Source organism: Amycolatopsis sp. NPDC102522 (genome assembly GCF_055584485.1).
This window is the reverse complement of sequence record NZ_JBVJLY010000026.1, coordinates 1-12610: the sequence shown is the minus strand read 5'-3', so window position 1 is coordinate 12610 and position 12610 is coordinate 1. Positions and strand designations below refer to the sequence as shown.

Sequence of the window (12610 nt, the reverse complement as noted above, 5' to 3'; positions counted from 1 at the left end):
AATTACTGAACGGACGGTCTGTAAATCCATCACTGAAGGGTCGGCCCTCATGGCATTGCTGCGCAGCTACGTCTCCGGCGGGTGGCACACGGCGGAAGCTGACGGAGTACCGCTGCACGACGCCTCGACGGGCGAGGAGGTCGCCCGGGTCTCCTCCGAGGGCATCGACTTCGCCGCCGCGCTGGAGTACGGCCGCCGCACCGGCGGCCCCGCGCTGCGTGAGCTGACCTTCCACCAGCGCGCCGCGCTGCTGAAGGCCCTGGCCTCCCACCTGCGCGAACACCGCGAAGAGCTGTACGCGCTCTCGGCCAGGACGGGCGCCACCAAGGGCGACTCCATGGTCGACATCGACGGCGGCATCGGCGTCCTGTTCGCCTACTCCAGCAAGGGCAAGCGCGAACTGCCGAACGACACCGTCTACGTCGACGGCAACGTCGAGCCGCTGAGCAAGGGCGGCACCTTCGTCGCCCAGCACATCGCGGTTCCGCTGCGCGGCGTCGCCGTCCAGATCAACGCCTTCAACTTCCCCGTCTGGGGCCCGCTGGAGAAGTTCGCGCCCGCGTTCCTCGCCGGGGTGCCGAGTCTGATCAAGCCGGCCAGCCAGACCTCGTACCTCACCGCGCGGCTGGTCGAGATCATCATCGAATCCGGCATCCTGCCCGAGGGCACGCTGCAGTTCGTCGCGGGCAGCGTCGGCGACCTGCTCGACCACGTCACCGCGCAGGACCTCGTCTCGTTCACCGGCTCCGCCTCGACGGCGCAGAAGCTGCGCGCGCACCCCTCGATCGTGCGCAACTCGGTCCGGTTCAACGCCGAGGCCGACTCGCTGAACTGCTCGATCCTCGGCCCGGACGCCAAACCCGGCACCACCGAGTTCGACCTCTTCGTCAAGCAGCTGACCACCGAGATGACGGTCAAGGCCGGCCAGAAGTGCACCGCCATCCGCCGCGCCTTCGTGCCCGCGGACCTGGTGGACGCCGTCGCCGAGGCCGCGAGCGCGCGGCTGGCGAAGACCACCGTCGGCAACCCGACCGCCGAAGGTGTGCGGATGGGCGCTCTGGCCAGCCTGGAGCAGCGTGAGGAGGTCCGGCGGTCGCTCAAGGCGCTGCTGGACGTCGGCACGGTCGTCTTCGGTGACCCGGAGCAGGTCGAGGTCGTCGGCGCGGACGCCGAACGTGGCGCGTTCATTTCGCCGGTGCTGCTGAAGGCCGACCCGGAGCGTTCCGAGCCGCACGAGGTCGAGGCGTTCGGCCCGGTCTCGACGCTGCTGCCCTACACCTCGACCGAGCAGGTCATCGAGCTCGCCGCACGCGGCGGCGGCAGTCTCGTCGGTTCGATCGTTTCCGCCGACCAGGAGTTCGTGCGTGAGGTCGTCCTCGGGGTCGCGCCGTACCACGGCCGTCTGCTGGTGCTGGACGCCGAAGACGCCAAGGAGTCGACGGGCCATGGCTCGCCTATGCCGCAGCTGGTCCACGGCGGCCCCGGCCGCGCCGGTGGCGGCGAGGAGATGGGCGGTGTCCGCGGCGTGCTGCACCACATGCAGCGCACGGCGGTCCAGGGCAGCCCGAAGGTGCTCAGCACGGTCACCGGCCGCTGGGTCACCGGCGCCCCGCGCGCCGAGGGCGACGTCCACCCATTCCGGAAGTCTTTGGCGGAGCTGAAGATCGGCGACTCCGTCGTCGCCGGGCCGCGCGAGGTCCTGCAGTCCGACGTCGACCACTTCGCCGAGTTCACCGGCGACACCTTCTACGCCCACACCGACCCCGAAGCCGCGGCGGCGAACCCGCTGTTCGGCGGGATCGTGGCGCACGGCTACCTCGTGGTCTCGTTCGCCGCGGGCCTGTTCGTCTCGCCGGAACCCGGCCCGGTGCTGGCCAACTACGGCCTGGAGAACCTGCGGTTCCTCACCCCGGTCAAGGTCGGTGACACCCTCACGGTCACCTTGACCGCCAAGCAGATCACCCCGCGCATCGACCAGGAGTACGGCGAAGTCCGCTGGGACGCCGACGTCACCAACGCCGACGGTGACTCGGTCGCCAAGTACGACGTCCTGACCCTGGTGGCGAAGGAGCAGTCATGACCGCGACACTGCCGGAAGAGGACCTCGAACAGCACTTCGAGGCGACCATCGAGCGTGACCAGCGCATCGAGCCGCGCGACTGGGTGCCCGAGGGCTACCGCAAGACGATGATCCGCCAGATCGCGCAGCACGCGCATTCGGAGATCATCGGCATGCAGCCCGAGGGCAACTGGATCACCCGCGCGCCTTCCTTGCGGCGCAAGGCGATCCTGCTCGCCAAGGTGCAGGACGAGGCCGGGCACGGGCTGTACCTGTACTCGGCGGCGGCCACGCTCGGCGCCGACCGCGCGGACCTGACCGACAAGCTGATCAACGGCAAGCAGAAGTACTCGTCGATCTTCAACTACCCGACGCTGACCTTCGCCGACGTCGGCGTGGTCGGCTGGCTGGTCGACGGCGCGGCGATCTGCAACCAGGTCCCGCTGTGCCGCAGCTCGTACGGGCCGTACGCCCGCGCGATGATCCGCATCTGCAAGGAGGAGTCCTTCCATCAGCGGCAGGGCTTCGAACTGCTGATGACCATGATGCGCGGCACCGAAAAGCAGCGCGAGATGGTGCAGGAGGCGGTGAACCGCTGGTGGTGGCCGTCGCTGATGATGTTCGGCCCGCCGGACGCCGATTCGCCGAACACCGCGCAGTCGATGGCGTGGAAGGTCAAACGCCACACCAACGACGAGCTGCGCCAGCGCTTTGTCGACATGTCCATCCCGCAGGCCGAGGCGCTGGGCGTCACCTTCCCGGACCCGGACCTGAAGTGGAACGCCGAACGCGGGCACTACGACTTCGGCGCCGTCGACTGGGACGAGTTCAAGAACGTGTTGAAGGGCAACGGCCCCTGCAACGCCCAGCGCGTCGCGCACCGGCGGCGGGCCCAGGAAGACGGCGCGTGGGTGCGGGAAGCCGCGTCCGCCCACGCCGCGAAGAAGGGTGCCTCGGCATGAAACACGACTGGCCGTTGTACGAGGTGTTCGTCCGGGGCAAGCGCGGCCTGAACCACGTGCACGTGGGTTCGCTGCACGCGGCGGACGACGACATGGCGCTGCACCACGCGCGGGATCTGTACACCCGCCGCAACGAAGGCGTGTCGATCTGGGTCGTGCGCGCGTCGGACATCACCGCTTCCTCGCCGGACGAGAAGGACCCGTTCTTCGCGCCCAGCGGCGACAAGGTGTACCGGCACCCGACGTTCTACGACATCCCCGACAACGTTCCGCACATCTGACATGAGCTTCGACAACGCCTACGAGGCGATCACCGAGGAAAACGACTCCCGCTGGGCCTTCGGCACCGGATTCGAGGATCCACTGTCCGGTGTGGACACCACGGTCCCGTCCGGTGTGGACGGTGCGCGGCTGGCGGCCTACTGCCTGATGCTCGGCGACGACGCGCTGATCTTCTCGCACCGGCTGCAGGAGTGGTGCACGAACGCGCCCGAGCTTGAGGACGAGGTCGCGATCGCCAACATCGCGCTCGACCTGCTCGGACAGGCCCGGCTGCTGCTGGCCCGCGCGGGCAAGGCCGACGGCAGTGAGCGCACCGAGGATTCCTACGCCTTCTTCCGGAGCGAGCAGGAGTACCGCAATGTCCGGCTCGCCGAACTCGAAGGCGGGCACTTCGGGCACCTGATCGCGCGGCTGCTGGTGTTCTCGATCTGGCGGCTGGAGCTCTTGCAGCGCTTGCGGACCAGCGTCGACCCGGTGCTGGCGGCCATCGCGGACAAGGGTGTCAAGGAAGTCGCCTACCACCGCGACTACGCCGCCCAATGGGCCGTCCGGCTCGGTGACGGCACCGAACTGTCCCACGAGCGCATGCAGGAAGGTCTCGACGCTGTTTGGCCTTATGTCGGCGAGCTTTTCGCCGCGCACGAGGTCGAGTTCGTCGAGTCGCCGTCGCTGCGGCCGGAGTTCGACGCGATCCTCGACCAGGTGCTGGCCGTCGCGAAGCTGACGCGCCCCGAGATCGGCACCATCGCCGGGGTTTCCGGCCGGATGGGCCGTGACGGCGTGCACACCGAGCGGATGGGCTTCCTGCTGGCGACCCTGCAGAGCGTCGCCAGGGAAAACCCGGACGCGACATGGTGACCGCGTACGCCGTGGCGGCCACGGTCACCGACCCGGAACTGCCGATGCTCACCCTGGCCGACCTCGGCGTGCTGCGTGAAGTGTCCGAATCCGGCGGTCGCGTGGTCGTCGCGATCACCCCGACCTACACCGGCTGCCCGGCGATGGACACCATGCGCGACGACCTCGTGCACGCGCTCACCGGCGCGGGCTACGGCGACGTCGAGGTCCGCACGGTGCTTCAGCCGGCGTGGTCCACCGACTGGATCACCGAAGACGGCAAACGGAAACTGGCCGAGGCCGGGATCGCACCGCCGGGGGCCGCGCCGCGGCGGACCGGCCCGATCCCGCTCACGCTGAGCCCGGCGGTGTCTTCGGTCCGCTGCCCGCACTGTGGTTCGGCGGACACCGAGGAGCAGTCGCGGTTCAGCGCGACGGCGTGCAAAGCCCTGCGCCGCTGCCGGTTCTGTCTCGAACCGTTCGAACACGTCAAGGAGATCTAGTGACCGCGATCCTGCGCCGCACCGGGTTTCACACCCTGAAAGTGGCCGACGTCCAGCGCTTGTGCGACGACGCCGTCGCGGTGACTTTCGACGTGCCCGAAGACCTCGCCGACACCTTCCGCTTCAAGGCAGGTCAGTCGCTGACCCTGCGCCGCGAGGTCGAGGGCCGCGACGAACGACGCTCGTACTCGATCTGCGCGCCCGCCGGTGCGGCGCCGCGGGTCGGTGTGCGGGAGGTGCCGGGCGGGCTGTTCTCGTCCTGGCTGGTGCGCGATGTGAAACCCGGCGACGAGATCGAGGTCGCGCCGCCCACCGGCAGCTTCAGCCCCGATCTCGAAGCCGCCGGGCATCATGTGCTGATCGCGGCCGGGTCCGGGATCACGCCGGTGCTGTCGATCGCGTCCTCGCTGCTCGGCGATTCCGACGCCACGGTGACCGTGCTCTACGGCAACCGTCGCACGGACACCGTCATGTTCGCCGACGACCTCGCGGACCTGAAGGACCGCTACCCCGCGCGGCTCGAACTCATCCACGTGCTCTCTCGCGAGCCGCGCGAGGCCGAACTGTTCACCGGACGGCTCGACGTCGAGAAGCTGCGGCGCCTGTGCGCCGTGCTGATCCCGGTCGAGGACGTCGCGCACTGGTGGCTGTGCGGGCCGTTCGAGATGGTGACCGGCGCGCAGGACCTGCTGCGATCCCTCGACGTCCCCGACGAGCGTGTCCATCAGGAACTGTTCTATGTGGACACTCCGCCGGAGCCGGTGCGTCACGTCGACCCGGCCGTCGTGGGTTCGTCCAGCGAGGTCACGCTGGTCCTCGACGGCCGGTCGACGACGATGACGCTGCCGCGCGACTCCTCGGTACTCGACGGCGCGCAGAAGTACCGCCCGGATCTGCCGTTCGCCTGCAAGGGCGGGGTGTGCGGCACCTGCCGGGCGAAGATCTGCGACGGCAAGGTGGACATGCGGCGCAACTTCGCCCTGGAGAAGGCCGAAGTCGACGCCGGTTTCGTGCTCACCTGCCAGTCGGTGCCGGTGTCCGACGCCGTCACCGTGGACTTCGACGCCTAGATCTCCCACCACCTGGTGATACCGATGTCCTTCAGGAACGGCCGGTCGTGGCTCGCCACGATCAGCGCGCCCCGGTAGGCCGGCAACGCCTCGGTGAGCCGACGGACGCTCGCCAGGTCGAGGTTGTTCGTCGGCTCGTCGAGCAGCAGCAGTCGCGGCGTGGGCTCGGTCAGCAGCAGCGTCGCCAGCGCCGCCCGGAACCGTTCCCCGCCGGACAGCGACGCCACCTCACGGTCCGCCGTCGTTCCCCGGAACAGGAACCGCGCCAGCCGCGCGCGGATCTCGTTGTCCGTGAGCGACGGCGCGACCAGGCGCACGTTGTCCACAATGGACAGCGTGTCGTCGAGGATGTCGAGCCGCTGGGGGAGCAGCCTGGCGGGGACGAACAGCCCCACTTCGCCCGACTTCGGCGGGAGTTCGCCGGTGATCGTGCGGAGCAGGGTGGTCTTCCCTGACCCGTTCGGGCCGACGAGTGCGATCCGCTCGGGGCCCATGACGTGCAGGTTCACCGGCGGGCCGAACCGGGGCACGGCGTCGATCCGGAGCACGTCCGTTCCCCGAGGGACCGTGGTTTCCGGCAGTTCGACGCGGATTTCGGCGTCTTTGCGCACCAGTTCTTCGGCGGCTTTCAGCGCTTCGACGGCACCCTCCAGCCTGTCGGTGTGCAGGTTCCGGTGCTTGCCCGCGGCGATCTGCGCGTCCTCCTGACGTTTGCGCATCCGCACCTTGGGCTCGCGTTTGGTGTCCCACATCTTCTGGCCGTAGCGGGCCCGCCGGGCGAGTTTGATCCCGGCCTCGATCAGCTCCCGCTTCTGCCGCTTGACGTCTGACTCCGCCGCGCGCAGATGCCGCCGCGCGGCTTCCTGGGCGACCTCGACGGCGTGTTCGTAGTCCGCGAGGTCGCCTCCGTACAGGGTGACCTCGCGGTCGCGGACCTCGGCGATCCGGTCGACGAGCTGAAGCAGCTCGCGATCGTGCGAGACCACCACGAGGATCCCGCCCCAGTCCGCCACCTCGCGGTGCACGAGTTCGCGTGCCCGCAGGTCGAGGTTGTTCGTCGGCTCGTCGAGCAGCAGCGCGGCGGGACGCCGCAGCAGCAGGGCGGCCAGCCCGAGCAGCGTGAGTTCGCCGCCGGACAGCTCACCCGCCCGCTGGTCCAGGCGGACAGCGCCCAGGCCGAGCCGGTCGAGGATCGCGCGAGTGCGTTCCTCGACGTCCCAGTTGTCGCCGATGGTGGTGAAATGCTCTTCAGCGGCAGCGCCGCTCTCGACGGCTCTGATCGCCGCGCGGATCGCGGTGACGCCCAGCACGTCGTCGACCCGGCGGCCGGTGTCGAGGACGAGGTTCTGGGGCAGGTAACCGAGTTCGCCCGGTGCGGTGATCGAGCCGGACTCCGGGCGCAGGCCGCCGGCGAGCAGCCTGAGCAACGTGGACTTCCCGGATCCGTTGGTGCCGACCAGGCCCGTGCGACCGGCCCCGATGGTGAGCGATAGCCGCTCGAACACCCCGGCGCCGTCGGGCCAGGTGAAGGTGACGTCGGAAAACGTCAAGGAAGAAGACATGAGACTCCCTGCGAAAGAGGTGGAATGAGGGCGCAGGTTCGTCTCAGAAGATCACGGGGCCACGGTAGCCGGGCGGCGATTCCGGTGCGACCGATTTAGCGGGGGCATACTGGCGACGTGACCGAACGCCCCCACGTCCTGCTGTCCGCCGCCGTCTCGCTGGACGGCTACCTCGACGACGCGACCGACACCCGGCTGGTGCTGTCCAACGCGGAAGACTGGGCCAGGGTGGACGGGCTGCGCGCGGCGTCGGACGCGATCCTCGTCGGTGCGAACACGGTCCGCGCGGACAACCCCCGCCTGCTGGTCCGCTCGCCGGAGCTGGTGGCCGAGCGCGTCGCGGCGGGCCGCCCGGAACAGCCGGTCAAGGTCACGCTCACCCGGAGCGGGGCGCTCGATCCGGCGGCGCAGTTCTTCACCGTGGGGGACGCGGAGAAGCTGGTCTACGCCCCGCCCGGCGTCGTCACGGGCGTGAAGGCGACCGTCGTCGAGCTGGTCGGTCTGCGTGAAATGCTGGCCGATCTCCACGCGCGGGGCGTGCGGCGGCTGATGGTCGAGGGCGGGGGTGCGATCCACACGCAGTTCCTCACCGAAGGGCTCGTTGATGAACTGCACCTTGCCATCGCGCCGTTCTTCGTCGGCGACCCGCGCGCTCCGAGGTTCACGGGTCCGGGCGCTTTTCCACGCGGGCTCACGCTTGTCGAAAGCACCCGGCTGGGCGACATCGCCGTGCTGGAGTACCACGCGACGCCGGAACCGTCCGAAGTGGACATTCTGCGGCTGCGTGAAGCCATCGCGCTGGCCGAGAACTGCCCGCCGCGGACCTTCCGCGTCGGCGCAGTCATCACCGGCGCCGACGGCGAAGTGATCTCCACCGGCTACTCGGGCGACGGCGATCCGGCCAACCACGCCGAAGAAGCCGCTCTCGCCAAGCTCGAACCCGGAGACTCGAGACTGGCGGAAGCGACGATGTACACGTCGTTGGAGCCGTGCAGCTCGCGGACGTCACATCCGCGAAGCTGCACCCAGCTCATCCTCGACGCCGGCATCCCGCGCGTCGTGTTCGCCTGGCGCGAGCCGTCGGTGTTCGTCGACTGCGTCGGCGCCGAGACGCTGGAGGCGGCCGGACGCCGGGTGATCGAGGTAGGGGCCCTCGCCGCCGACGTCCGCCGCGCGAACACCCATATCGCGGGTGTCCGCCCCTAGCTTTTAGCCAGCAGAGCCTACTTACAGGCGTCGCAGCAGCCGCAGCCCTGACCGGTGCACGCCGAGCAGCAACCGTGGCGAAGCACGACCTTCAACAGACGCTTGATCATCGCTGTCCTCCCGATCGTTGTCATCCCACCGCCCTTGTCACGCTAAGTTCTGCGCATACGACAGTGGTACCGCCGGGAGTGCCATGAGGCGGCTCCAAGGGGTGACGTCAGGATTCGAGGTCCCCCTCCAGCGATAAGTAGACCTCGCGCAGCTGAGCCAAAAGGTCGGCGTCCGGCTCCGCCCAGAGGCCCCGATCGGCCGCCTCGTTCAGCCGCTCGATGATGCCGCGCAACGCCCACGGGTTGGCCTGGCGCAGGAACTCCTGGTTGACCTCGTCGAGCACGTAGGACTCGGTGAGCTTCTCGTACATCCAGTCGCCGACCACCCCGGCGGTGGCGTCGAAACCGAAGAGGTAGTCGACGGTCGCCGCCAGCTCGAAAGCACCCTTGTAGCCGTGCTTGCGCATCGCCGCCAGCCAGCGCGGATTGACCACACGGGCCCGGAAGACACGGGCGGTCTCCTCGCCGAGGGTGCGGGTGCGGACCGCGTCCGGGGTGGTGCTGTCGCCGACGTAGGACGCCGGGGCGGTGCCTGTCAGCGCGCGGACCGTCGCGATCATCCCGCCGTGGTACTGGAAGTAGTCGTCGGAGTCGGCGATGTCGTGCTCGCGGGTGTCGGTGTTCTTGGCCGCGACCACGATCCGCTTGTACGAGTTCTCCATGTCCTCGCGCGCCGGCCTGCCGTCGAGGTCGCGGCCGTAGGCGAACCCGCCCCAGACCGCGTAGACCTCGGCGAGATCCTTGTCGTCGCGCCAGTTCCCGGAATCCATCAGCGGCAGCAGGCCCGCGCCGTACGCGCCGGGCTTGGAACCGAAGATCCTCGTGGTGGCACGGCGTTCGTCTCCGTGGGCGGCCAGATCCGCGCGGGTGTGGGCGCGCACGAAGTTCTGCTCGTCCGGTTCGTCCAGGTTCGCGACGAGGCGCACGGCGTCGTCCAGCAGCGTGATCACATGCGGGAAGGCGTCGCGGAAGAAGCCGCTGATCCGCACGGTGACGTCGACGCGTGGGCGCCCGAGTTCGGTGAGCGAGATGGCCTCGATCCCGGTGACCCGCCGTGACGCCTCGTCCCAGACCGGCTGGACTCCCAGCAGGGCCAGGACTTCCGCGGCGTCGTCACCCGAGGTGCGCATGGCCGACGTGCCCCAGACCGAGAGGCCGACCGAACGCGGCCAGTCGCCGGTGTCCTCCTTGTAGCGGCGGAGAAGCGAGTCGGCGAGTGCCTGCCCGGTCTCCCACGCGAGGCGGCTCGGGATGGCCTTGGGGTCGACGGTGTAGAAGTTGCGGCCGGTCGGCAGCACGTTGATCAGGCCGCGCAGGGGAGAACCGCTGGGACCCGCCGGGATGTAGCCGCCGTCGAGCGCGTGGAGCACGGCGTCGATCTCGGCGCCGGTGCCCGCCAGGCGCGGCACGATCTCGGTGGCGGCGAAGGTCAGCACACGCGCGACCTCCTGGTGTTCCGGCACTTCGGCGACGACCTCGGCGACGGCGGCGGGGGACCAGCCGCGGGCCTCCATCGCCACGACGAGCGACCGGGCCTTCTGCTCGATGGCGTCTACTTCGGACAGTGGTGCGTCGCTGTTTTCCTTGAGGCCCAACGCGGAACGCAGACCGGGGACGGCGCCCTGTTTGCCGCCCCACATCTGCTGGGCGCGCAGCATCGCGAGTACGAGGTTGATCCGCGCCTCGCCTTCCGGCGCGGCACCGAGGATGTGCAGCCCGTCACGGATCTGGGCGTCCTTGACCTCGCACAGCCAGCCGTCGATGTGCAGCAGGAAGTCGTCGAACTCCGCGTCGTGCGGACGTTCCTCGACACCGAGGTCGTGGTCCAGTTTCGCGGCCTGGATCAGCGTCCAGATCTGCGCGCGGACCGCGGGCAGCTTCGCCGGGTCCATCGCGGCGATGTTGGCGTGCTCGTCGAGAAGCTGCTCCAGACGGGCCATGTCGCCATAGCTCTCGGCGCGGGCCATCGGCGGGATCAGGTGATCGACGATCGTGGCGTGCGCGCGCCGTTTCGCCTGCGCGCCCTCGCCGGGGTCATTGATCAGGAACGGGTAGATCAGCGGCAGGTTGCCGAGGACGGCGTCCGGCGCGCAGGAGTCCGAGAGGCCCGCGGTCTTGCCGGGAAGCCATTCCAGCGAACCGTGTTTGCCGAGGTGGACGACGGCGTGCGCGCCGAACTCCTCCTCCAGCCAGCGGTACGCGGCGAGGTAGTGATGGCTCGGCGGGAGATCCGGGTTGTGGTAGATCGCGACCGGGTTCTCGCCGAACCCGCGCGGCGGCTGGATCATCAGGATGACGTTGCCGGACTGCAGGGACGCCAGGACGATGTCGCCCGCTTTGTTGAGAGACTTGTCCACGTAAAGTTCGCCGGGCGCGGGGCCCCAGTGTTCCTCCATGCCCTCGCGCAGTTCCGCGGGCAGCTCGGCGAACCACTCGCGATACTTGTCGGCGGGGACGCGGATCGGGTTGCCGGAGAGCTGCTCCTCGGTGAGCCACTCCGGATCCTGGCCGCCCGCGGCGATGAGCGCGTGGATCAGGGCGTCGCCGTCCGGCTGGTCGGTGCCGGTGGGCTCGACGCCGGGGAACGGGTCCTCGCCGAGGTCGTAACCCCGGTCGCGCATGCGGCGCAGCAGTTCGATCGCGGACGCGGGCGTGTCGAGGCCGACGGCGTTGCCGACGCGGGAGTGCTTCGTCGGGTACGCCGACAGCATCAGCGCGATTTTGCGCTCCGGCGGCGGTGTGTGCCGCAACCGGGCGTGGGCGAGCGCGATCTTGGCGACCCGCGAAGCGCGCTCGGCGTCCGGCACGTACTTGGGGAGGCCGTCGTCGTCGATCTCCTTGAACGAGAACGGGACGGTGATGAGGCGGCCGTCGAACTCGGGGACGGCCATCTGGTTGCCCGCGTCGAGGGGGGAGAGCCCGTCGTCGTTGGCGGACCAGGTCTCGCGGTCGCTGGTGAGGCAGAGGGCCTGGAGGATCGGGATGTCGAGCGCGGCCATCTCGGAGACGTCCCACGCCTCGTCGTCCCCGCCGGCGCCGACCTCGGAGGGCCGGGTGCCCCCGGCGGCCAGCACGGTCACCAGGAGCGCGTCGGCCTTGGACAGCTCGGCCATCATCTCCGGCTCGCGGGTGCGGAGGGAGGCGCAGTGGATCGGGAGCGCGCGGCCCCCGGCGTCCTCGATCGCGTCGGAAAGGCTGTGGACGAACTCGGTGTTACCGGACAGGTGATGCGCGCGGTAGTAGAGGATCGCGATGACCGGGCCCTCGGTTCGCGTGCTTTCTCGCTGGAGGACCCCCCACAGCGGCTGCACGGCGGGCGGCTCGAAACCGTCACCGGTGAGCAGGAGCGTGTCGCTCAGGAATCGGTGTAGCTGGGTGAGGTTCACCGGGCCGCCCTGCGCAAGGTACGCGTGGGCCTCCGCCGCGGTGCCCGCCGGGACGGTGGACAGCTTCATGAGCTGCGCGTCCGGTGTCTGCTCACCGCCGAGGACCACCACGTGCGCGCCGCTCGCGCGGACCGTGTCGAGCCCCTCCTGCCAGCTGCGCTCGGACCCGAGGATCCGGACGACGACGATCTGGACGCCGTCGAGCAGAGCGGGCAGTTCGGCGAGGTCGAGCCGGGCGGGGTTGGCGAGCCGGTAGTCGACTTCGCTGGCCCGTGCGCTGAGCAGGTCGGTGTCCGAAGTGGACAGAAGCAGGATCACGGCAGTCCTCACTCGGGGTGTCCGCGCCCCGGGTCGTGCGGTCGCGACGGCCGGAGTTCCTGGCTTCCCCTCTTCGGTGTTCCGAGGGTGACAGTGGCGGGACCGCCCCGGACTCTCACCGGGTTCCTCCCTCTGCCGTCGCGTGGGTTCCCGCTCACTCTCCGGTGCTGTTCGGCGGGAGTCAAGGTGATGTGTCCGTCAGGTGGCGGGGGGCGGGGTTTGCGCTGGTCGGGGGGGGGGGGGGGGGGGGGGGGGGGGGGGTGGGGGGGCGGTCGGCACAACCACCCCCCCCCCCCCCCCCCCCGGGGGGTGGTG

General features: G+C 69.7%; 9 protein-coding genes and 1 riboswitch. Of the genes, 7 read left to right on the top strand and 2 right to left on the bottom strand.

Annotation, left to right across the window (positions count from 1 at the left end; all coding sequences use genetic code 11):
* The first annotated feature begins 49 nt into the window (after positions 1-49).
* From paaZ to paaE, 6 genes are read left to right on the top strand one after another with little or no spacing between them, the layout of a single operon-like run.
* Positions 50-2080 carry a phenylacetic acid degradation bifunctional protein PaaZ gene (gene paaZ / locus ACZ6YV_RS37905; protein WP_465514208.1) on the top strand — a complete coding sequence of 677 codons (2031 nt, stop codon included), beginning with the start codon at positions 50-52 and terminating at the stop codon, positions 2078-2080.
* Positions 2077-3021 (top strand): 1,2-phenylacetyl-CoA epoxidase subunit PaaA, encoded by a 945-nt coding sequence (gene paaA, locus ACZ6YV_RS37900; protein WP_465514207.1) that lies wholly within the window; start codon positions 2077-2079, stop codon positions 3019-3021. Before paaZ ends, paaA begins: the two co-directional genes overlap by 4 nt.
* Complete coding sequence (paaB, locus tag ACZ6YV_RS37895) at positions 3018-3302, top strand: 1,2-phenylacetyl-CoA epoxidase subunit PaaB (protein WP_005168080.1); 285 nt, start codon at positions 3018-3020, stop codon at positions 3300-3302. The genes paaA and paaB overlap by 4 nt, the downstream gene beginning before the upstream one ends.
* A 1-nt stretch (position 3303) precedes the next feature.
* Positions 3304-4161, top strand: a complete 858-nt coding sequence (gene paaC, locus ACZ6YV_RS37890; protein WP_465514206.1) for a 1,2-phenylacetyl-CoA epoxidase subunit PaaC — start codon at positions 3304-3306, stop codon at positions 4159-4161.
* A complete protein-coding gene (gene paaD / locus ACZ6YV_RS37885) occupies positions 4155-4643 on the top strand; it encodes a 1,2-phenylacetyl-CoA epoxidase subunit PaaD (RefSeq protein ID WP_020634308.1) in 489 nt (162 codons plus the stop codon). The genes paaC and paaD overlap by 7 nt, the downstream gene beginning before the upstream one ends.
* Positions 4643-5713 carry a 1,2-phenylacetyl-CoA epoxidase subunit PaaE gene (gene paaE, locus ACZ6YV_RS37880; RefSeq protein ID WP_465514205.1) on the top strand — a complete coding sequence of 357 codons (1071 nt, stop codon included), beginning with the start codon at positions 4643-4645 and terminating at the stop codon, positions 5711-5713. Before paaD ends, paaE begins: the two co-directional genes overlap by 1 nt.
* On the opposite strand, the gene ACZ6YV_RS37875 is transcribed toward paaE, so the two are convergent.
* Positions 5710-7275: an ATP-binding cassette domain-containing protein gene (locus tag ACZ6YV_RS37875; protein WP_465514204.1), complete on the bottom strand. Its 1566-nt coding sequence runs from the start codon at positions 7273-7275 to the stop codon at positions 5710-5712. The two genes, paaE and ACZ6YV_RS37875, sit on opposite strands and share 4 nt — an antisense overlap.
* 117 nt (positions 7276-7392) lie before the next feature.
* Between ACZ6YV_RS37875 and ACZ6YV_RS37870 the strand changes: the two genes are divergently transcribed.
* Positions 7393-8481 (top strand): dihydrofolate reductase family protein, encoded by a 1089-nt coding sequence (locus ACZ6YV_RS37870; protein WP_465514203.1) that lies wholly within the window; start codon positions 7393-7395, stop codon positions 8479-8481.
* A gap of 217 nt (positions 8482-8698) precedes the next feature.
* Here ACZ6YV_RS37870 and cobN read toward each other — a convergent pair whose 3' ends face one another.
* Positions 8699-12295 (bottom strand): cobaltochelatase subunit CobN, encoded by a 3597-nt coding sequence (gene cobN / locus ACZ6YV_RS37865; protein ID WP_465514202.1) that lies wholly within the window; start codon positions 12293-12295, stop codon positions 8699-8701.
* A gap of 53 nt (positions 12296-12348) precedes the next feature.
* Positions 12349-12424: riboswitch (cobalamin riboswitch) on the bottom strand.
* Positions 12425-12610: the final 186 nt, after the last annotated feature.